21 protein-coding genes and 1 pseudogene are annotated in these 20,479 nt (G+C 62.9%); 8 read left to right on the top strand and 14 right to left on the bottom strand.

Annotation, left to right across the window (positions count from 1 at the left end):
• Positions 1 to 276: 276 nt before the first annotated feature.
• Positions 277 to 3,780, top strand: a complete 3,504-nt coding sequence (gene carB, locus NKH89_RS26455; RefSeq protein WP_352483167.1) for a carbamoyl-phosphate synthase large subunit — start codon at positions 277 to 279, stop codon at positions 3,778 to 3,780.
• A gap of 1 nt (position 3,781) precedes the next feature.
• Here carB and NKH89_RS26450 read toward each other — a convergent pair whose 3' ends face one another.
• The 7 genes and pseudogenes from NKH89_RS26450 to NKH89_RS26425 all read right to left on the bottom strand — a co-directional run bounded on the left by NKH89_RS26450 (position 3,782) and on the right by NKH89_RS26425 (position 7,978).
• Positions 3,782 to 4,945: a branched-chain amino acid ABC transporter substrate-binding protein gene (locus NKH89_RS26450; RefSeq protein ID WP_352639954.1), complete on the bottom strand. Its 1,164-nt coding sequence runs from the start codon at positions 4,943 to 4,945 to the stop codon at positions 3,782 to 3,784.
• A complete protein-coding gene (locus tag NKH89_RS26445) occupies positions 4,932 to 5,063 on the bottom strand; it encodes a hypothetical protein (RefSeq protein ID WP_302897169.1) in 132 nt (43 codons plus the stop codon). The genes NKH89_RS26450 and NKH89_RS26445 overlap by 14 nt, the downstream gene beginning before the upstream one ends.
• A 139-nt stretch (positions 5,064 to 5,202) precedes the next feature.
• A pseudogene (locus tag NKH89_RS35870) lies at positions 5,203 to 5,442 on the bottom strand (Rid family hydrolase); the annotation flags it as partial.
• Positions 5,443 to 5,487: 45 nt separating this feature from the next.
• The gene (locus tag NKH89_RS26440) at positions 5,488 to 5,952 is read right to left on the bottom strand and encodes a hypothetical protein (RefSeq protein WP_352483164.1); all 465 of its coding nucleotides are present in this window, start codon (positions 5,950 to 5,952) and stop codon (positions 5,488 to 5,490) included.
• Positions 5,953 to 6,336 carry a DUF6152 family protein gene (locus NKH89_RS26435; protein ID WP_352483163.1) on the bottom strand — a complete coding sequence of 128 codons (384 nt, stop codon included), beginning with the start codon at positions 6,334 to 6,336 and terminating at the stop codon, positions 5,953 to 5,955.
• 315 nt (positions 6,337 to 6,651) lie between these two features.
• Positions 6,652 to 7,164 carry a GNAT family N-acetyltransferase gene (locus NKH89_RS26430; protein WP_352639955.1) on the bottom strand — a complete coding sequence of 171 codons (513 nt, stop codon included), beginning with the start codon at positions 7,162 to 7,164 and terminating at the stop codon, positions 6,652 to 6,654.
• A complete protein-coding gene (locus NKH89_RS26425; protein ID WP_352639956.1) occupies positions 7,157 to 7,978 on the bottom strand; it encodes a transglycosylase SLT domain-containing protein in 822 nt (273 codons plus the stop codon). The genes NKH89_RS26430 and NKH89_RS26425 overlap by 8 nt, the downstream gene beginning before the upstream one ends.
• Positions 7,979 to 8,141: 163 nt before the next feature.
• Here NKH89_RS26425 and NKH89_RS26420 point away from each other — a divergent pair, with 163 nt between their 5' ends.
• Complete coding sequence (locus tag NKH89_RS26420; RefSeq protein WP_352639957.1) at positions 8,142 to 8,711, top strand: methylated-DNA--[protein]-cysteine S-methyltransferase; 570 nt, start codon at positions 8,142 to 8,144, stop codon at positions 8,709 to 8,711.
• A gap of 48 nt (positions 8,712 to 8,759) precedes the next feature.
• Here NKH89_RS26420 and NKH89_RS26415 read toward each other — a convergent pair whose 3' ends face one another.
• Positions 8,760 to 9,086: a hypothetical protein gene (locus NKH89_RS26415; RefSeq protein WP_023719370.1), complete on the bottom strand. Its 327-nt coding sequence runs from the start codon at positions 9,084 to 9,086 to the stop codon at positions 8,760 to 8,762.
• A gap of 298 nt (positions 9,087 to 9,384) precedes the next feature.
• Between NKH89_RS26415 and NKH89_RS26410 the strand changes: the two genes are divergently transcribed.
• The 3 genes from NKH89_RS26410 to NKH89_RS26400 all read left to right on the top strand — a co-directional run bounded on the left by NKH89_RS26410 (position 9,385) and on the right by NKH89_RS26400 (position 10,326).
• Positions 9,385 to 9,597, top strand: coding sequence for a cold-shock protein (locus tag NKH89_RS26410; protein WP_023678332.1), 213 nt, complete (start codon positions 9,385 to 9,387; stop codon positions 9,595 to 9,597).
• 277 nt (positions 9,598 to 9,874) lie between these two features.
• Positions 9,875 to 10,075, top strand: a complete 201-nt coding sequence (locus NKH89_RS26405) for a hypothetical protein (RefSeq protein ID WP_023719371.1) — start codon at positions 9,875 to 9,877, stop codon at positions 10,073 to 10,075.
• Positions 10,072 to 10,326 (top strand): type II toxin-antitoxin system RelE family toxin, encoded by a 255-nt coding sequence (locus NKH89_RS26400; protein ID WP_023719372.1) that lies wholly within the window; start codon positions 10,072 to 10,074, stop codon positions 10,324 to 10,326. The genes NKH89_RS26405 and NKH89_RS26400 overlap by 4 nt, the downstream gene beginning before the upstream one ends.
• An 86-nt stretch (positions 10,327 to 10,412) precedes the next feature.
• Here the strand turns inward: NKH89_RS26400 and NKH89_RS26395 are convergent, their stop codons facing one another.
• From NKH89_RS26395 to NKH89_RS26385, 3 genes are all read right to left on the bottom strand, one after another.
• Entirely contained in the window at positions 10,413 to 11,021 is a 609-nt protein-coding gene (locus NKH89_RS26395; protein WP_023719373.1) for a glutathione S-transferase family protein, read from the bottom strand.
• A 288-nt stretch (positions 11,022 to 11,309) separates the two neighbouring features.
• Positions 11,310 to 12,164: an EAL domain-containing protein gene (locus NKH89_RS26390; RefSeq protein ID WP_023719374.1), complete on the bottom strand. Its 855-nt coding sequence runs from the start codon at positions 12,162 to 12,164 to the stop codon at positions 11,310 to 11,312.
• Positions 12,161 to 13,054: an EAL domain-containing protein gene (locus NKH89_RS26385; protein ID WP_023719375.1), complete on the bottom strand. Its 894-nt coding sequence runs from the start codon at positions 13,052 to 13,054 to the stop codon at positions 12,161 to 12,163. The genes NKH89_RS26390 and NKH89_RS26385 overlap by 4 nt, the downstream gene beginning before the upstream one ends.
• Before the next feature lie 215 nt (positions 13,055 to 13,269).
• Between NKH89_RS26385 and NKH89_RS26380 the strand changes: the two genes are divergently transcribed.
• Positions 13,270 to 14,472, top strand: a complete 1,203-nt coding sequence (locus NKH89_RS26380; RefSeq protein ID WP_023719377.1) for a pyridoxal phosphate-dependent aminotransferase — start codon at positions 13,270 to 13,272, stop codon at positions 14,470 to 14,472.
• 6 nt (positions 14,473 to 14,478) lie between these two features.
• On the opposite strand, the gene NKH89_RS26375 is transcribed toward NKH89_RS26380, so the two are convergent.
• Both NKH89_RS26375 and NKH89_RS26370 read right to left on the bottom strand, forming a co-directional pair.
• A complete protein-coding gene (locus tag NKH89_RS26375; RefSeq protein ID WP_023719378.1) occupies positions 14,479 to 14,874 on the bottom strand; it encodes a (R)-mandelonitrile lyase in 396 nt (131 codons plus the stop codon).
• A 44-nt stretch (positions 14,875 to 14,918) separates the two neighbouring features.
• The gene (locus tag NKH89_RS26370; protein ID WP_245278596.1) at positions 14,919 to 15,512 is read right to left on the bottom strand and encodes a methyltransferase family protein; all 594 of its coding nucleotides are present in this window, start codon (positions 15,510 to 15,512) and stop codon (positions 14,919 to 14,921) included.
• Positions 15,513 to 15,656: 144 nt separating this feature from the next.
• Between NKH89_RS26370 and NKH89_RS26365 the strand changes: the two genes are divergently transcribed.
• Together NKH89_RS26365 and NKH89_RS26360 are read left to right on the top strand one after the other, a co-directional pair.
• Positions 15,657 to 16,523, top strand: a complete 867-nt coding sequence (locus NKH89_RS26365; RefSeq protein ID WP_023719380.1) for an alpha/beta fold hydrolase — start codon at positions 15,657 to 15,659, stop codon at positions 16,521 to 16,523.
• Positions 16,524 to 16,688: 165 nt separating this feature from the next.
• Positions 16,689 to 18,740, top strand: a complete 2,052-nt coding sequence (locus NKH89_RS26360; RefSeq protein WP_352910607.1) for an elongation factor G — start codon at positions 16,689 to 16,691, stop codon at positions 18,738 to 18,740.
• A gap of 760 nt (positions 18,741 to 19,500) precedes the next feature.
• Here NKH89_RS26360 and NKH89_RS26355 read toward each other — a convergent pair.
• Positions 19,501 to 20,397 (bottom strand): LysR family transcriptional regulator, encoded by an 897-nt coding sequence (locus tag NKH89_RS26355; RefSeq protein ID WP_023719100.1) that lies wholly within the window; start codon positions 20,395 to 20,397, stop codon positions 19,501 to 19,503.
• Positions 20,398 to 20,479 lie beyond the last annotated feature (82 nt).

The raw sequence follows: 20,479 nt of genomic DNA, 5'->3' as shown, positions 1-20,479 counted from the left end.
AATCTGCCTCTCGAACCTCTGCCTCCTCCCCTACTCCCCTACTCCCCTACTCCCCATCTCCCCAACTCGCCTACTCCCCTACTCCCCTACTCCCCTACTCCCCTACTCCCCTACTGCCCTACTGCCCTACTCCCCTACTCGCATTTTAGGGGGTTACATCCGGCAAAACTCTTCCCTATAAGGCCCTCCTAGCCTGATACCAGAATCGCGAGCACAACCGGCCGGGTCATCCCGTCCGGCTTTTTGTGCAAGCCGCCCGCCGAACGGACCCTCGACATGCCAAGACGCACCGACATCAAGTCGATCCTGATCATCGGGGCCGGCCCCATCGTCATCGGCCAGGCCTGCGAGTTCGACTATTCCGGCACCCAGGCCTGCAAGGCGCTGAAGGAAGAGGGCTTTCGCGTCATCCTGGTCAATTCCAACCCGGCCACCATCATGACCGACCCGGAACTGGCCGATGCCACCTATATCGAGCCGATCACGCCGGAAGTTGTGGCCAAGATCATCGCCAAGGAGCGGCCGGACGCGCTGCTGCCGACCATGGGCGGCCAGACCGCGCTCAACACCGCTCTGTCGCTGCGCCGCATGGGCGTGCTCGACCGCTATAATGTCGAGATGATCGGCGCCGACGCCACGGCCATCGACAAGGCCGAGGACCGCGCTTTGTTTCGCGAGGCGATGAACAAGATCGGCCTGGAAACGCCGAAGTCGATGCTGGCCAACGCCACCGACGTCAAGAACGCCGACCGCAAGACGCACGAGGCCGAGCGCGCCGCACTGAAGGCCGAGAAGCCCGAAAATCTTGACGCCGCACTCGACGCGCTGGAAACGCGCTGGAACCTCGGCGAGGGCGACCGCAAGCAGCGCTACATCAGCCACGGCATGGCGATCGCAGCACAAGCGCTCGACCATGTCGGCCTGCCCGCCATCATCCGCCCGTCCTTCACCATGGGCGGCACCGGCGGCGGCATCGCCTACAACCGCGCCGAATTCTACGAGATCGTCCAGTCCGGCCTTGACGCCTCGCCGACCACCGAAGTGCTGATCGAGGAGAGCGTGCTCGGCTGGAAGGAGTATGAGATGGAGGTTGTCCGCGACAAGGCTGACAACTGCATCATCATCTGCTCGATCGAGAACATCGACCCGATGGGCGTCCATACCGGCGATTCGATCACCGTCGCCCCGGCCCTGACGCTGACCGACAAAGAATACCAGATGATGCGCAACGCCTCGATCGCGGTGCTGCGCGAGATCGGCGTCGAGACCGGCGGCTCCAACGTGCAGTTCGCCGTCAACCCGGCCGACGGCCGTCTGGTGGTCATCGAGATGAACCCGCGCGTCTCGCGCTCGTCTGCGCTGGCCTCCAAGGCGACAGGCTTCCCGATCGCCAAGATCGCCGCCAAGCTCGCCGTCGGCTACACGCTGGATGAGCTGGAGAACGACATCACCGGCGGCGCGACGCCGGCCTCGTTCGAGCCGAGCATTGACTATGTCGTCACCAAAATCCCGCGCTTTGCCTTCGAGAAATTCCCCGGCGCCGAGCCGGTGCTGACCACCTCGATGAAGTCGGTCGGCGAGGTCATGGCCATCGGCCGCACTTTCCAGGAATCGCTGCAGAAAGCGCTGCGCGGGCTGGAGACCGGCCTGACCGGTCTGGACGAGATCGAGATCCCCGGCATCGGCCATGGCAGCACGGCCGCCAGCCACGTCGACGACCGCAACGCCATTCGCGCCGCTTTGGGCACGCCGACGCCGGACCGGCTGCGCATGGTGGCGCAAGCGATCCGCATGGGCACCTCGCTGGAAGACGTGCACGCAATGTGCAAGATCGACCCGTGGTTCCTCGAACAGATCGCCGGCATTCTCGATATGGAAGCGCGCATCCGCGAGCACGGCATTCCCGAGGACGCCGCCAATCTGCGCATGTTGAAGGCGATGGGTTTTTCCGATGCCCGCCTCGCGTCCCTGGTCAGGAAAGACGTCGAAGAAATCCAGAAGATTCGCGAAAAACTCGACGTGCATCCGGTTTACAAGCGCATCGACACCTGCGCGGCCGAGTTCGCCTCGCCCACCGCTTACATGTATTCGACCTATGAGACGCCGTTCGCCGGCGCGCTCGCCAATGAGGCGCAGGTCTCGTCGCGCAAAAAGGTCGTCATCCTCGGCGGCGGCCCCAACCGCATCGGCCAGGGCATCGAGTTCGACTATTGCTGCTGCCATGCGGCGTTTGCGCTGCGTGACGCCGGCTTCGAGGCGATCATGATCAACTGCAACCCGGAGACCGTCTCGACCGACTACGACACTTCCGACCGGCTCTATTTCGAGCCGCTGACGCCGGAGGACGTTTTGGAAATCCTGCGCGCCGAGCAGGCGGCCGGCGAACTGGTCGGCGTCATCGTCCAGTTCGGCGGCCAGACGCCGCTGAAGCTCGCCGACGCGCTTGAGAAGGCCGGCATCCCGATCCTCGGCACCTCGCCCGACATGATCGATCTCGCCGAGGACCGCGACCGCTTCCAGAAGCTGCTGCACAAGCTCGGCCTCAGCCAGCCGAAGAACGGCATCGCCTATTCGGTCGAGCAGGCCCGCCTCGTCGCCGGCGAGCTCGGCTTCCCGCTGGTGGTGCGCCCGTCCTACGTGCTCGGCGGCCGCGCCATGCAGATCATCCACGACGAGAGCATGCTGCAATCCTATCTGCTCGACACCGTGCCCGGCCTGGTGCCGGAGGACATCAAGCAGAAATACCCCAACGACAAGACCGGCCAGATCAACACGCTGCTCGGCAAGAACCCGCTTTTGTTCGATACCTATCTCTCAGGCGCCATCGAGGTCGACGTCGATTGCCTCTGCGACGGCAAGGCGACCTACGTCTCCGGCATATTGGAGCACATCGAGGAGGCCGGCATCCATTCCGGTGACAGCGCCTGCTCGCTGCCGGTGCATTCGCTGCCCTCGGAGCTCGTCGACGAGCTGGAGCGCCAGACGGCAGCCCTTGCCCGCGCGCTCAATGTCGGCGGGCTGATGAACGTGCAGTACGCGATCAAGGACGGCACCGTCTATGTGCTGGAGGTCAATCCGCGGGCATCGCGCACCGTGCCCTTCGTCGCCAAGACTATCGGGCGGCCTATCGCGAAGATTGCTGCCCGCATCATGGCCGGCGAAAGCCTGGAAGACGCCTTCGCCCATTACGGCGCCATGCCCGACCCACGCAATCCCGGCCACATCGCGGTCAAGGAAGCGGTATTCCCCTTTGCCCGCTTTCCCGGCGTCGACATATTGCTCGGCCCGGAAATGCGCTCGACCGGCGAGGTCATGGGCCTCGACCGCGACTTCGCACTGGCCTTCGCCAAGAGCCAGCTAGGCGCCGGCGTCGACCTGCCGCGCTCCGGCACGCTGTTCGTCTCGGTGCGCGACGAGGACAAGAAAGGCATCCTGCCGGCGGTCAAGCGGCTCGCCGGCCAGGGCTTCAAGGTGCTCGCCACCTCTGGCACCGCCCGCTTCCTCGCCGAAAACGGCGTCGCCGCCGAGAAAATCAACAAGGTTCTGGAAGGCCGCCCGCACATCGAGGACGCCATCCGCAACCGCCAGGTGCAGATCGTCTTCAACACCACGGACGGCCAGAAGGCGGTATCGGATTCGAAATCGCTGCGCCGCGCAACGCTGATGCAGAAAGTGCCGTACTACACGACGCTGTCGGGTGCAGCTGCGGTGGCGGAGGCGATTGCGGCGCTGCGGGCGGGGAGTTTGGAAGTGCGGCCGCTGCAGGAGTATTTTGCGTAAGCTATGGGGATTGGAAATCCATCATGAGTGTGCCGTCTCCCCGCCTTTTCCAGACGTACATTGTTACGTCACGCTGATTTCGATCTCCCTTCGCGTCGAAGGTCAGGTTCCCCAACACGGTCGGAATTGGCTGGCCGGATTTTATAGAAGCCGCAACAGCCCTTGGCGCCTGACCACCTGCCATTTCGATACCCTTGGCCGCCACTTGGACTGCCGCATAGGACTTCAGCGTGTAGTCTGCCGGCTCGAATCCTTGAGAACGAAAGCGCGCGACAACGTCGGCTGCGGCAGGATTGCTCCGGTCCTCGAGCGAAAATGCTATTAGCACGCCTTCCAATGCGGGCCCCGCTTTCCCGGGCAGATCGTGAACTAGAGCTCCATCTCCGGAGATGAACTGAACCTTCAGCCCAGCTTCCTTGGTTTGGCGAACGAGCGGACCAAAATCGTCGGCAAGCCCCGCGAAGAAGAGAACTTCGATCTTCATCGATTTAAGTTTGCTGATGAGGTCTGCAAAATCGCCTTGGCCGGGTTTGATCTTTTTGGCCAGCTTTTCAGGATGCCCCTTTGCTCGCAGCGCTTTTCTTGCCTTGTTCGCTAAGCCATCACCATAGGGCGTACCATCGCTAACGATGGCAAGATTTTGTGCTGAGAAATGATCGGCCATATACTCGCCGGCAAACATCCCCTGAACATCGTCACGACCGACCGTGCGAATGACATTCCAAAGTTTGAATTCGGTAAGAGCGGGATTTGTCGACGCGGGGCTGACCATCAAAGTGTTGTTCTTGGCATAGATCATCGCGGCAGGGACAGAACTGCCTGAGTTGAAATGGCCGATAACAAAGCGAACCCCCTCTTTTGCCAATCTCTTGGCGAGGGCTATCGCGGTGGCTGGTGTATACTGATCATCGAGCACGGTGAGTACTATCTTGCATCCTCGTACCCCGCCCTTGGCATTAATGTCGTCTACTGCAAGTTGAGCGCCCCGCCGCATCTCCTCACCGTCGTACGCCCAATCGCCGGTCATAGGACCGACCACTGCCATGGGAATATCGGCGCATTTTGCAGTGGCGGGTTGAGGCAAAGCCATAAAAGCGACGAACATCGCCAGCGGCAGCCTGATCCATAAAAATGTCTGGTACTTTAGTAGGCTAATCCACAACATCGACGACGGCTTCCTTCACGATTTTGTTCTTTGTTCTCTCCAACTTGCTTGCAGCCTTGCGCATCCTAGTTACAGCTTCCTTCGCCTTGTCGCCGTCAATTGTGTCGCGTTTGATCACTTCATTTTCGACAAGCTGAAGCGACGAATTTTTTCGGCAGCTTGTTCATGACTCGCCCTCCCTATCCCCAGATGGATTTGGGGACGACTTTACTTTAAAGACAAGCGGAAATTATCCTGGAAGGGCAGAAGTTGACGCTTCACGCCACCGCCACGCACTCGATCTGGATATCAAACTCCATCGGCCACGAGGCCACCGGCACAAAACTCCGCGCCGGCGAGTTCGTCGAAAAATACTTCGCATAGACGCGGTTGATGGTTTGTAGAAGCCGGAATTGACGGCGTAGATGCGCACCATGACTATGTTTTCCAACGAGGTGCCGGCCGCTTCGAGGCAATGTTTCAGCGCCTTTCAGCCACGCCTCGGTCTGCGTTTCGAGCCACGAACCATCTCGCACGTTGCGAACGCCAGCGCCTCGCTCGCCTCAGCCGAGAAACCCAATAAACCGCCCGGCGAAAAGCACAGACGTCCACAGCATCAGCGAAAGCACAGCCAGCACGGCCGTGCCCCCACCAGCCGGCTCGTCACCGCCTTTTGCGCGGCGCATGAAGACGAGGAAATTGGCGCCGGCGAGGAGGATGAGTGTCATCTTGGTGAGGAAAATCGGCATCGCCGCATACTCGCTCGCCCTGACCGAAAACAGCAGCGAGCCCGTGACAAGCGCACCGCCGAACGCGCCCAATGCGGTGCGGCGCAGCAGCGCCACGAACGCCGCCTGCGGCAGCGACCGGAAGGCGCCCAGAATCCTGAGGTCGATCAGCCAGACGCTGGTCAGCAACGCGCCGATCGACATGATGTGCAGCGCATTGATTATGGGGTAGGCGACGAAGGAGGCCTTCAGCCCCCGCACCAAAGCGAGTTGCTCGATGCCGGCGAAAAACCCGTCCATTCAGGCCGGCGGCACGCGGTCGGGATAGACATCATAGGTCTTGCCGCCGACGATGATGCGGACTGCCTTCATGCGCTTTTCGCTCTCGTCGCGCGAGCGATGGCCGATCGCCGTCACCTCGTCGCTGACCTTGGCAACACCTTCCGTGAAGCCGGCAGCGATCGTGCGGGAGGGCGGAGCCATCTCCACCCGCCAGACCGCGCCCTCGGCGTCGACATCCAGCGTGGCGTGCGGGTTGCCGATATAGATGGCCGTGATCCGGCCCTTGAGTTCGAAAAACCCGTCCTGCGTCCACGACCAGCCATGATGGGCATAGGCTGCGGTGGCGGCGACAAGGATCACCGCCGCGGCCAGCGCGACGCTCCGGTTGAAAGGTGACTGCATCGCTCGTCTCCTCGGTTCCGGCATTAGAGGGTAGGTCAGCGCGCCGCAGCGTCAAATCACATGAGGGCCTTTTGGGCGCTGCGCTCCACAGCCATGGTAACGGCATGGATCCTAGGGTCTGCGCTCCGCGTTCGCTCCGCCCTAGGATGACGAAGCGAGGGGAGGTTTCCAGCCAATCTCCAACGTCCGCGATTGGCCTTATGCACTGTACCTTCGTCATCCTAGGGCGGAGCAGGAGCGAAGCGACGTCGCGGAGACCCTAGGATCCATGCCGTTACCTTCGAGCGTCGGAGCCTCTGCTGAACATCGCCGCACTTACCAAGGCGCTTGCCCCGACCTCTCACCCGCCCAGTCCACCTCGACCATCCCCAGCCGCTCATAAAGCCGCACCGCAGCCGCGTTCTCCACCGTGTTGGTCTTGAGGTCGACATGCGTCGCGCCCCTTGCCTGAAACACCGCGAAGGCGTGCCGCATTAGCGCCTCGGCAATGCCCTTGCCGCGCGCCTCGGGATGGACGGCAAGATCCTTGACGAAAGCCCGCGTCCAGCAGAGCGCGGCACCCGCCAGCCGGCCCTTGCGATCGATGACCAGGAAACACAAAGCCGGGTCGAATTCCGCGTCGCCCGAAATGCGCGGCCACCATTCGTCGAACGGCCCGTCGGCGCCGTCGTCGAACACCGCGGTCAACAGCGTATGCAAAGCGAGTGCATCGGCGGCTTCGAAGGCGCGCATGAAGAAACCTTCCGGCCAGCGCGGCGCCAGAAGCGTGTCGTCGAGGATCTTGCGCAGTCTTATTTCGTTTGGCGCCGGCGGACGCGGCTCAGGCATCGGGCTGCATGCGGCGGCGCAGGCGGTCGCTGCCGAGTCCGGTTTCGCCCAGCATCCCCTTGCGCTTGGCGTCGTAGTAATAGCCGCTCTGGTAGAGCCGGTCGGCGCGCTTGGGGTTGCCGCCTGAGACTAGCCAGGCGCCACGCAGATATTTCACCGCATATTTCAAATTGGTCTCGGCGTCGAACAGGCCGCTTGCCGGTCCATCATAACCCATGCCGCGCGCCGTCGCGTGCTTGATCTGCATCAGCCCCCAATGGCCGCGATTGTAGGCTTTCGGGTTGAAGGTGCTCTCGCGGTTGACGACGCTGCGCACCAGATCGACCGGTACCTGGTAAAGCGCGGAATATTTCTCGATCAGCCGCTCGATCTCGCTGCGGCCGCCGGCGTTCGACTGGCCCTCTGCCAGGTCGGTCGCGGCCAGAGCGGCCGGGTTCTGCGGCACGGTGTAGGAAACCGGCTGAACGCCGGGCATGGCGGCGGTCTGTTCGGTGACCGGCATGGCGACAGCGGCCGTTGCGATGGCTGGCTGGGCATTGGCGGTCATGACGGCGGGCGCAGAAGCCGCCAGCGGCGTCGGCCCGGCAAAGGCGGCGGCCGGCTCGACCGGCAGCGCTGCCGTCTGGGCGAGGTCGGACGGTTCCGGCAGCACCGAAACCGTGTCGGGCAGCGCCAGCGTGAAGCCGGCATCGGTGTTGGCCGTATTTTCCATGAAGGCGGGCGCCGGGGTCACCGGCGAAGTCGAGGTGCAACCGCTGAGAGCGGCCACGGCCAACACCGCCGCAAGGACGGGAAAGAGGAATTTTGCTGGCAAGCGGCGCTCGGGTCCGGTTCGTCGGGTGTTAAGAAAGTCCTTACACCAGCATCTTTCCCCCTGCAATCCGCGGTAGAAGGTGGTTTTCGGGTGGCGAGCCGGGCCGGGAAATGCGATATTGTTCTGGATTTGTACTTCGCAGGATTCCGGAAAGGAGCACGCCATGAATGCCTCTCATGCTACCGCCGGCCACGCGGTCTTCGAAACCGTGCTCGGCTTCATGGGCATCGCCTGGAGCGAGGCCGGGCTGACCCGGCTCTGCCTGCCGCAGCGCAATCGCGACGCGGTCGAGCGCCGGTTGCTGCGCCATGCCGCCGCCGACCAGGCAGCGAAGCCCGAGCCGCAATGGGTTGCCGAACTGATCGCGTCGATCAAGGCCTATGCCGCCGGCGAGGACGTCGATTTCTCCGGTGTGCCGGTCGATCTCAGCGGCGTCGACGAGTTCCGCCTGGCGATTTATGACGCGGCGCGAAAGCTCGCCTTCGGCGAAACCACCACCTATGGCGAACTGGCCAAACGCGCTGGCCATGCCGGGCTCGCGCGTGAGACGGGCGCGGCGCTCGGCGCCAACCCAGTGCCGCTGGTCATCCCTTGCCATCGCATCCTTGCCGCCGGTGGCAAGATCGGCGGATTTTCCGCGCCCGGCGGCTCGGCCACCAAGGAAAAGATGTTGGCCATGGAAGGCGTGCGGGTTGGCCCGCCGCCGCCCGCGCAGGTGTCGTTCGGGTTTTAGGTATGTCGATATTCAGGTGATGCCGGCACCCTGGGACGTCAACCGCCCCTAATCCGGAAGCAGGCGCCGGCGGAAACGCCGGTCGATCTCCACCCGCTTGCACTTGTAGACGGTGCAGGAATTCGTATCGGCGCTCGGCACCGAGGCCCGCGCCCTGACCTCGCCGATGTCGCAGAATTGCTGGCTCCGCACATAGCGGTCGTAGAGCGCCAGCCCCGGCACGCGCGCCGATCTGTAGCGCAGGATGACCGCACCCTCGCGCGCGATCGTCGCCTGCACCTTGCCGCAGCTCATGCGCGTCGGGTCGTAGCGCGAGACCGCCTGCGCCTCGGCGGCCACCAGCGTCAGGCAAGCGGCAAGTAGAACGATTTTCATGGCCCTCTCCCCAAACCCGGTCGCGCCTGAAGCCGGCGCGATCCTCTCGCGTCAGGCGCGCAACGACGACGCTCTCACGCGATTGGGGCGGCCGTTGGGCAGCGTTGCCGCGGCGCCATTTTCCGCCCCGTCTTGTTTTTTGTGCGGAAGCATATTATATGCGGTCCATTGATATTTCGGCCGATCGATCCGGGCCTCGCGATATTCGCGTTTGCTGACGTTCTATCTCCAAAATCTCGATACAAACCGGCTGGGTTTCGGTCCAGTCAAACTAAAGCAAACGTAAAGGACTATCGAAATGGCAACAGGTACGGTCAAGTGGTTTAATTCCACCAAGGGTTTTGGCTTCATCCAGCCTGACAGCGGCGGCGCGGACGTTTTCGTTCACATCTCCGCAGTCGAGCGCGCTGGACTGTCGACCCTGGTCGAAGGCCAGAAGATCAACTTCGAGATCGAGCAGGACCGCCGCACTGGCAAGTCGTCCGCTGGATCTCTGAGCAAGGCAGCCTGATTTTGCGAATGGTGCGCGCCGGGCGATAGCCCGGGGCGCGCGGCAAGTCACGGATGTACTGGCGGTCGCGCGAGAAGCGCGCCGGAGCGAAAGACCCCGACAAGTCGACGCAGCAGATTGCTGCCGGCCCGGCCAAAACGCTCCCGATCAGGCTACCAAGCATGGGAAGGCGGGATTTTGTCCCGCCTTTTTGCTGTCTGGATTCCGATGAACCACCGCCTTGGTCCTATGGGACCACTTTGTGGTGTTTTTACCCCGGTCATGGTATCATCAACCCATGAGCAAGCTTGAACAGATTGAGAAATCCGTCGCCGAACTAAACCCCGAAGAGCTCAAGGCGTTTGCCGCATGGTTCGAGGCGCTGCAGGCCGACATGTGGGACCGTCAGTTCGAAGCCGACGCCAAGGCCGGCAGGCTGGACAGGCTTGCCGAGCAGGCCTTGGCTGATCATCGGGCCGGCCGGACTCGGCCGCTGTGAAGCATTTTGCCACTCCCTCGTTTTGGGAGGCTTACGCAAAACTGCCCTCGTTGATCAAAGCAAAGGCGAACAGACGTTTCGCCAAACTGAATTCTGGGCCGTTCCACCCGTCGTTGCTTTTCAAACAGGTCGGGCGCTGTTGGTCGGCGCGGGTTGATGTCAATTACCGCGCCGTAGCTGTTCGCGACCACGATGACGTGGTCTGGTTCTGGATAGGCACCCATTCCGAATATGATCGCCTGCTGAAATAGCCGCGCGACCATTCACGCCACGGGCCGAAGCCACAAGCGCGACGTCCGGAGCGAGCCGCGAAGCGGCGACAAGCGTGAGCACAGAACTAAGGCAACCACTCCAGCGGCACATGCCCCGGGTCGGCCTCGACCCGTTGCAGCCAGGCGGCGACCGCCGGATAGGCGTCGAGCTGAAAGCCGCCCGTCTCGGTCGTATGCGTATAGGCATAGAGCGCAATGTCGGCGACGCTGAGCGCACTGCCGGCGAAGAAGCTGCTCCCGGCTAGGTGCTTATCCATGACGCCGAGCGCCTTGTTGCCGCGCTCCAGCGTCAGCGCCAGCCGCTCGGGCGTCGCGTCCTTGGCTCTTTCAGGGAAGGTCAGCAGCGCTCTGCGCACGGCGATATAGGGCTCGTGGCTGTATTGCTCGAAGAACAGCCACTGATAGGCCAGCGCGCGTTCGTATCTGTCCGCCGGCAGGAACCGCGTGCCTTCGGCGAGGTAGAGCAGGATGGCATTGGATTCGGCCAGCCGGCGGCCGTCGTCGAGTTCGAGCAGCGGCACCATGGCGTTCGGGTTTTTCGCGACATAGTCGGGTTTGCGCGTGTCGCCGGTGTGCGAGCTGACCTCGACATTGGTGAAAGCGATGCCGAGCTTGGCCATCAACAGGCGCGGCTTGTAGCAATTGCCGCTGTCGATCATTCCATAGAGTATCATCGGTGCTCCCCCTTGCTCGCAACCACCCGTCTCCGGGCTTGATCCAGCCTCTATCGCGGCAGCGGCGGCTTCATCCAGTGATTTGTTTTGGCGTAACCATCAGCGCCGCTGATGCATTTCAGGATATATCGAGATTCAAGTCAGGCCGAGCCGGAGTCGAAGACGGGCGCGAAGCGACCAGACTGGTGGGTTCCGAGAACCGGAGCGGAGCGTACTTTGGGTACGTGAGCACCGGAAGCGCAGGAAACCGCCGTTCGCAGGCCGGCATCACTTGAATCTCGACATATCCTAGCCGAACAAGGGAATGACGTTGCTATCCCTGCCAAGCAGCCCGTCGATCGACAGCGGCTCCTCGTCGAACAGCGTGCCGGCCAGCGCCGGTCGGGCGAGGTAAAAACCCTGCAGCAGGTCGACGCCGCCATCCAGCGCGACGCGCAGATGCGTGGCGTTCTCGATGCCTTCGACCAGCACCTTGGCGCCACGGTCGTGCAGCGTCGAAACCAACGGCCGGAAAAACCGCTCGGCGGCGGCATGGCGGCAGAATTCGGCGAACCAGGTGCCGTCGATCTTGACGATGTCGGGCTGCACCAGCGCGACCCTTTCTTCCGTCGAATGCCCGGTGCCGAAATCGTCGATGGCGATACGGACGCCGTCGCGCCGCATCTCGCGCGCCAGGCTGACAAGCACCTTGTCGCCGGCAGCCTGCTCGGTGATCTCGCAGACCAGCATGCCGGGATGCAGGCCGAAATCCGCCAGATGCCTGGTCATCAGCCTGATTTCGGCCAGCGCCCGTGCGGGGTCATCGTTGATCAGCGGATTGTAGTTGAAGAACAGGTCGAGCCCGTCGACGCCGATGTTGCGGAAGTTGCGCAAATGCAGCACCCGACATATGGTTTCGACAAATAGCCGATCCGCTGCCGGCACGCCTTCGAAGAACATTTGCGGCGCCACCGGCCTGCCGGCACGATGCGGCTCGATCAGTCCCTCGACCGCGACGGCGGCGAGAAATCTGCCGCGCGACGCGAAGACCGGCTGGTAGGCGCTCCTCAGCCGGAATGCGCCGTAGACGCCATATTCGATGCCGACCTCGTCGGCAAAGATCGCCTCTCCGACCTTGCGCCGCATGTCGGCTTGCCCGGTCACGATGCCACCCTGCGGCCAAAGGGCCGCATCGGCCGTCGCGATGGCGGAACCGCCGCAGGCACCTTCTCCGCATCGGCCGACACCGCGGCCGCCTGCCCGCTCGTGTCGAAGACGCGGAAGCTGGTCGGCGCGAGCTCAGGGCGCGCCAGCACGTAGCCCTGCACCATCGAGGCGCCCGACTTTTCGGCAAGCTCGAGCTGCCAGCCCGTCTCGATGCCCTCGAATACCGTACGGATGCCTTGCTCTTCGAAGCTGGTCACCATGGCGGTCAGCAAGGCGAAGCCGGCACCGGATTCCATCAGCGTCATGATCCAGTCGGCATCGAACTTGACGATGTCGGGTCTGAGTTCCTTGATACGATTGATGTCGGATTCGTCGGCGCCGTAATCGTCGACTGCAATGCGCAAACCGTTGCCCCTGAGCGCCTCGACGAAATTGTAGAGCGTTTCCTGCGACGCCGATTTCTGCTCGGTGACCTCGCAGACGACGCGGCGCGGATCGATGTCGGCCTCGTGCAGCACCAGCCGCATGTCGCGCAGCGCCTTGTCGGCGATGCCGCGGTCGGTGAACACCGACGGATCGAAATTGATGAAGATCGAGGCGTCTCGCGGCAGGCAGGCGCCGGCGTTCAGAAGGTGCAGCGTCCGTGTCAGCGCCTCGATATGCAGGCGGTCGACCGCCGGACAGCTGTTGAAGAAACTCATCGGCTGCTGCGGCTCGCCGTCGCGGAACGGCCGGATCAGCCCTTCGAAGGCGACGACGGAAAGCTTGCCCTTGTTGAAGGCGAAGATCGGCTGGAAAGCGCTTTGCAGCGTATAGAGCCCCCAGACACCGCTGGCGGTGCCGTCATCATGGCGGATGATATGGGCAAGCTCGATGCTGCGCGTCACGGTTCCTCGCTGTACGAGACTGGCAGACCGGCCACGGTCCTGCCGTTCAAGCTTTTACCGATCGTTGATGAATTTATTGTTGCCAGCATTGCGCGTTGGCTCATTCGACAATGCCTGCGCTGGGCTTGCGCCGGGGCTTGCGCTTGACCAGATGATGCGACATGAGAGGCGCCGCGGCGCCTTCGCCGCGCCGGTGCTTTCTGGAGATATCTCTCATGGCCTTTCTTGCCGACGCCCTTTCCCGCGTAAAGCCTTCCGCGACCATCGCGGTGACGCAGAAAGCGCGCGAGCTGAAAAACGCCGGCCGGGACGTGATCGGGCTGGGCGCCGGCGAACCGGACTTCGACACCCCCGACAACATCAAGAACGCCGCAATCGAGGCGATCCGCCGCGGCGAGACGAAGTACCCGCCGGTCTCCGGCATCGTGCCGCTGCGCGAAGCAATCGCGAAAAAGTTCAAGCGTGAGAACAATCTCGACTACCGGACGGAGCAGACCATCGTCGGCACCGGCGGCAAGCAGATCCTGTTCAACGCCTTCATGGCGACACTGAACCCCGGCGACGAGGTGATCATCCCGCGGCCCTATTGGGTGAGCTATCCCGAAATGGTAGCGATCTGCGGCGGCACCTCGGCCTTTGTCGAGACCTCGATCGACAACGGCTTCAAGCTGACGGCGGCCGTGCTGGAGAAGGCGATCACGCCGCGCACCAAATGGCTGTTGATGAACTCGCCGTCCAACCCCTCGGGCGCCGCCTATACCGAAGCGGAGCTCAAGAGCCTGGCCGACGTGCTGTTGAAGCACCCGCATGTCTGGGTGCTGACCGACGACATGTACGAGCATCTGACCTATGGCGACTTCGTCTTCAAGACGATCGCCGAGGTCGAGCCTAAGCTTTATGAGCGCACGCTGACCATGAACGGCGTGTCGAAGGCCTATGCCATGACCGGCTGGCGCATCGGCTATGCGGCAGGCCCGGTGCCGCTGATCAAGGCGATGGACATGATCCAGGGCCAGCAGACCTCCGGCGCCTGCACCATCGCCCAATGGGCGGCGGTCGAAGCGCTGAACGGCCCGCAGGATTTCATCCCGAAGAACAAGGCGATCTTCCAGGGCCGGCGCGATCTCGTCGTCTCGATGCTCAACCAGGCGCGCGGCATCACCTGCCCGTCGCCGGAGGGTGCTTTCTACGTCTATCCCTCCTGTGCCCAGCTGATCGGCAAGAAGACCAAGAGCGGCAAGGTGATCGACAGCGACGAAACCTTCTGCTCGGAACTGCTCGAGGCCGAGGGCGTGGCGGTTGTTTTCGGCTCGGCCTTTGGCCTCGGCCCGAACTTCCGCATCTCCTACGCCACATCGGAGACACTGCTCGAAGAGGCCTGCACGCGCATCCAGCGCTTTACTGCCTCGCTGGCCTGAGACGTTTCAGCCGCCATACTGCTCGTCGCTGACCTTCTCCAGCCAGTCGACATGCAAGCCGTCGAGCGCCTCCTGCATGGCGATGTGGGTCATCGCCGATTTGGCCGCGGCGCCGTGCCAGTGCTTTTCGCCGGCCGCAAAGGAGACGACGTCGCCGGCCCTGATCTCCTGGATCGGCCCGCCCCAGCTTTGCGCGAGGCCGGCACCGGACGTGACATAGAGCGTCTGGCCGAGCGGATGCGTGTGCCAGTGGGTGCGGGCGCCGGGCTCGAAGCTGACCAGCGTGGCCCTGAGCCGCGCCGGCGCCTCTTTCTCGATGATCGGCGTCTGCAAAACCCGGCCGGTGAAATATGTCTCCGGCGCAACGATCGTCGGCACGCTGCCGCAGGCAATGATCTTCATCGTCGCAATCCTCGATTTGATTCCTCGGTGTGCGGACTTAGACCCTACCACTTTCGTCCGATGCCGGCTGCATGTCCTGCCCGGCTACGGGCAAGGCGAGGCCAGAACAGGCCGGTGCGCGTGCGGTAGGCGTTGTAGGCATCGGCCAGCCTTGTCCGCGAAAATTTTCGCTCTTCGTCCAAGGCCGCGATCACATAGATCGTAACGATGCCGGCGACCGGCACCACCGCCCACACCGACCAGGTCGCGATGCCCCATCCGATCCAGAAGATGATGTAGGACGTGTAGAACGGATGGCGGACATGGAGATAAGGGCCTTCGGTCACCAGGCTGTCGGGATTGTCCGGATCGAACGCGAAACGCAGCCGCGCCTTGCGTGAGACCGAGATCGCCCACCAGAAAAGCGCCGAGCTTGCCAGTTCGATGGCGAGCCCGACGATCTTCGCTGCAACCGGCTGCCGCTCGATCCACAGCAGTGCAAGAAAGAACAGCGCCGTGCCGACCACGACGGCCGAAATGATCATGGCGCCTTGAGACATGCTCGATGACTGGAAATGCGCGCGCATCGACCAGGCATATTGGCCGAGCGTGGCGATGCTGCTGATCGAGAGGAGAAGGTCGAGTGTGGATTCCATCATCAGGGTCCCGGGGTTAGCTGTGGTGGATTCGCTGCATCATACTCGGCAGAAACCGAGAAATCATTTCTTAACCACCGTTCTAAACAACATGGTGACCTCGGCATGCGATGTTGACCTCGAGACAATCCGAAGGTCCAACCAGCTATGGCCGTTTCCCACCGCACGATCCGCACGCCGCAAGCGGATTTGCGCCTCAGCCAGTCGTCGGGACCAGGCATCCCGCTTGTCCTGATCCACGGCTCGGGCAGTTCGCGCGCCGTATTCGCCCGCCAGTTCGACAGCCCGTTGGCCGCTGCCCATCGATTGATTGCTTTCGACCTGCCCGGCCATGGCGAATCGTCTGACGCCCGCGATCCGGCGACGGACTACACCATCGCCGGCCTTGCCCAGTCGGCGGCTCAGCTCCTCGATGCCTTGGGGATCGGCCGCGCCGTCGTCTTCGGCTGGTCGCTTGGCGGGCACGTGGCAATCGAGCTCGCGAGTTTCCACCGCGCCGTCGGCGGGCTGATGCTAACCGGCGCGCCGCCGGTATCCAAGGGCCCTTTCGGCATGCTGCGCGGCTTCCATGCGCATTGGGACATGCTGCTGGCGTCCAAAAAGACGTATTCCGAACGCGATGCCGAGCGCTTCGAAACGCTCTGCTTCGGCGACACCGCCGACCCGTCCTTCCGCAAAACCATCCTGCGCACCGACGGCCGGCTGCGCGCCGCGGTGACGCGCGGCATGCTCACAGGCAAGGGCGCCGACCAGCGACAGGTGGTCGAGCAAGCCGCATTTCCGGTCGCCATAGTCAATGGCGAGAACGATCCGTTCGTCCGGCTCGGCTATTTTGAGACGCTCGCCTACGGCTCGCTGTGGGAGCATTGCCAAATCGTCCCCGGCGCCGGGCATGCGCCTTTCTGGGAACGTGCGGACCTGTTCAATCCGCTGCTCGCGCGCTTTGCCGAGACGGTGGCAGTGCAGCGCGTGGACGCAACCCCGCTGGCGTCGCGCCTAGCCGGCACCGGCTGAACCCGAACGTCAACTTCAAATCCCTTCAACTTCAAATCCCTTGCCCTCCCGGCCTGCCCGTGGGACGATGCCCTTTGGGTAGGTGGCAAATTGAAAAAAGCCTCGCCCGCGACGGCCGACAGGCCGGCCGCCGCTCACAGGGAAACGCCTGAGTGGAGGTCAGCCATGGGTACTCGCGCCGGAGGACGACGCACGGGACCGAAATGCATTGCCATAGTCGGTCCCTTCGCAAGCGGTAAGACGACACTTCTCGAAGCCATACTCGCCCGTACAGGCGCCATTCCCCGCCAGAATCCCGTTTCGTCGGGAAATACCGTTTCCGATCATTCGCCCGAGGCGCGTGCCCATGCGATGAGCGTCGAGGCGACCTTCGCTACCACCGAATTCATGGGCGAGCCGTTCACCTTCGTCGATTGTCCCGGTTCCATCGAATTCTCCTTCGAAGCCGAGCCGGTGCTGGCCGCCTGCGACGTCGCCGTGGTCGTCGCCGAAGCCGACGAGAAGAAGATCCCTGCCCTGCAGCTGATCATGCGCAAGCTCGATGATCTCGGCGTGCCGCGCATCCTTTTCCTGAACAAGGTCGACAAGGCGATAGCAGGCGTGCGCGACACGCTGAAGATGCTGCAGCCTGCAAGCTCGGTGCCTCTGCTGCTGCGCCAGATCCCGCTGCGCAAGGACGGTGTCGTCATCGGCTCGATCGACCTCGCCCTGGAGCGAGCCTACATCTATCGCGAATATGCCGAGAGCGAGGTCGCGCAGATCCCGAGCGACGACAAGGCGCGCGAGCTCGAGGCGCGCTTTTCCATGCTGGAGACGCTCGCCGACCATGACGACCGGCTGATGGAGCAATTGCTGGACGAGATCGAACCGCCAAAGGATGCCATCTTCGACGATCTTGCCGCCGACCTGCGCGACGGCATAGTGACGCCGGTGCTGATCGGCACCGCCGAGAAGGGCAATGGCGTGCTGCGCCTGTTGAAGACAATCCGTCACGACGCACCCGACATCGAGGCGACGCGCCAGCGTCTCGGCGCGCCCGATGGCAACGCCACCGTGGTCCAGGTGATGAAGACCGTCCACACCGCGCATGGCGGCAAGCTATCGGTGTCGCGCATCCTGTCCGGCCAGGTCGCCGACGCCGCCGAGCTGTTCCTTTCCAATGGCGAAACGGCAAAGGTCTCCGGCATCTACAAGATGCTCGGCAAGGACCAGATCAAGCTGACTTCGGCCAAGGCCGGCGACACGGTCGCGCTCGGCAAGCTCGACGCCGTCAGGACCGGCCAGACGCTGAGCTCGACCAAGGGCGGCATCAAGCCGCTGGTCACGCTGGCGCCGCCGCAACCGGTCTTCGCCTTCGCGCTGCGGCCGAAAGAGCGCAAGGACGAGGTCAAGATGTCGGCGGCCATCCAGCGCCTGGCCGAGGAAGATCCCTCGCTCAACCTGCATCACAACCAGGATTCGGCCGAAACCGTGCTGTCCGGCCATGGCGAGATGCATCTGCGCGTCGTGCGCGAGCGGCTGGAAGGCAAGAACCAGATCCCGGTCGAAGGCCATGTGCCGGCCGTGCCCTACCGCGAGACGATCCGCAAAGCGACGCAGCAGCGGGGCCGCCACAAGAAACAATCGGGTGGCCACGGCCAGTTCGGTGACGTGGTGATCGAGATCAAACCGCTGCCGCGCGGGTCAGGCTTCCAGTTCACCGATACGATCACCGGCGGCGTCGTGCCGAAGACCTACATCCAGTCGGTCGAGACCGGCGTGCGCGATTACCTGAAATCCGGGCCGCTCGGCTTCCCGGTCGTCGATGTTGCCGTCAACCTTTCCGACGGCTCCTACCATGCCGTCGATTCCTCCGATATGGCCTTCCAGATGGCGGCGAAGCTGGCGATGAAGGAAGGTATGGCCGCGTGCTCGCCGGTGCTGCTCGAACCGGTGATGAAGGTCGAGATCGTCACGCCGTCGGATGCGACGTCGAAGATCATCGCGCTGATCCCGCAGCGGCGCGGCCAGATCCTCGGCTACGACGCGCGGCCTGATTGGCCGGGATGGGACGTTGTCGAGGCGACCATGCCGCAGGCCGAGATCGGCGACCTCATCATCGAGCTGCGCTCTGCCACTGCGGGTGTCGCCAGCTACCGGGCCGTCTTCGACCACATGGCCGAACTCACTGGCCGGCTGGCCGACGAAGCGCTGAACGCCAACGGCAAGGCCGCCTGAAACAACAGCTTGCGGCCAGAACACAAGGAAACGGCGCCCGGATCATCCGGGCGCCGTTTCGTTGCGGACCGTCTTCGTGGGAGGCGAAACGGCAGGTCCGCCGCATGCTTGCCGCCGGTGCCTGGCGGCGGAGGAAGGTTCGGACGCGGTAGCCGCCTGAGCCCGGGTCGTCCGAGTGATGCCCCCATCCCCCGGACGAGCCACACCGCGTCCTATGCTCTGCTTAATCGATTTGGCGCGCCCGCGGCATGTTACCCGAGGTTACATGTCACTGTTACGCGCCAGTTCCGGCCGATTTTCTGGCGATGTGTTGGTTTCGGGCAACAAAAAAGCCGGATCAATGAAGACCCGGCTGAGTTTGATTGGAAGTGCCTGTTAAGGCTAACCTCCAGAGGGGAACACTCGAGAGCGCTAATGGGAGGAGAACGCGCTCAGGAGATGATCTATATATGTGCTCTTCATGCCCAAGAAACAAGCATCTATTTTGCAACACACACATGCAAAAAGGCGCCGGCTGTGGTCCAATCCGGCCCGAAGCGCAATAGGACCAGTTGAATCGCTGAAATGCAGCCTGCGGCAAGGCAAAAATCGATCTGCAGCCGCGAATCGGCAGCGATTCTTGCTCGGAAAGTCGAAAAACGCAGGATGACGTGGAATCGTGCAGCACGCGTTTGTTTTTTCGGCAGCCAGACCTTGCTGGGTGCATGTCGCCCAAAAGCCCGCCATCGGCGTCGCAACCTAGGCTGACTATCGACGCACTCTAAAACGACCAGCTGCGCGCCTTGGCGATGATGAAATCGCGGAAGACATGCAGCTTCGCCTGGTTCTTCATCGCGTCGGGATAGGCGAAATAGGTGTCGAAGGACGGCACCTCGGTCTCGGGCAGCAACTGCACCAGCCCGGAATCCTTGCTGACCACGTAATCCGGCAGCATGGCGATGCCGGCGCCGCCCTGCACCGCCCGTTTGATCGACAGGATGTCATTGATCTGCAGCGTCGGCACCCTTTGCCCGCCTTCGAAATCGCCGACCGTTTCCAGCCAGTTCAGTTCCGACAAATGCGCCGGCACCGGCACGCCGAAGGTGACGATGCGATGGGCCTTCAGCTCGGCGATCGAATTCGGCTTGCCGTATTTGTTCACATAGGAGGGCGCCGCGTAGAGATGGAAATGCACGGTGAACAGGCGGCGCTGGATGAGGTCGGGCTGCTGCGGCTGGCGCAGCCGGATGGCGCAATCGGCCTGGCGCATTGTGAGGTCGAGCTCCTCATTGGCGAGGATAAGCTGCAGGCTGACCTCGGGATAGAGCTCGATGAATTCCTGCACGCGCTCGGTCAGCCAGCCGGCGCCGAGGCCGACCGTGGTCGTCACCCTGAGCACGCCGGAGGGCCGGTCCTTGGTCTCGGTCAGCCGCGACTTGATGGTTTCGAGCTTCATCAGCACGTCGTGCGCCGTGCGGAACAGCATCTCGCCCTGTTCGGTCAGAACCAGGCCGCGGGCGTGGCGATTGAACAGCGGCACGCCGACGTCATGCTCGAGCGCGCTGACCTGCCGCGAGATCGCCGATTGCGACAAATGCAGTGTTTCCGCGGCATGGGTGAACGACCCCGCTTCTGCTGCGGCGTGAAACACGCGTAGCTTGTCCCAATCCAACGCCATGATTTCCCCTCGTCCTGTTTTCTGGCGTCCGCCTGTTTTGGCGTCTGAATGAAAAATCAGGCTTTTGCGCGGCTTTTCTCAG

The sequence above is a fragment of the Mesorhizobium sp. M0923 genome, assembly GCF_040319365.1.
In the GTDB taxonomy this organism is placed as follows: domain Bacteria; phylum Pseudomonadota; class Alphaproteobacteria; order Rhizobiales; family Rhizobiaceae; genus Mesorhizobium.
Note: the sequence above shows the minus strand (reverse complement) of the source record. Positions and strands in the feature narration are given on the sequence as shown.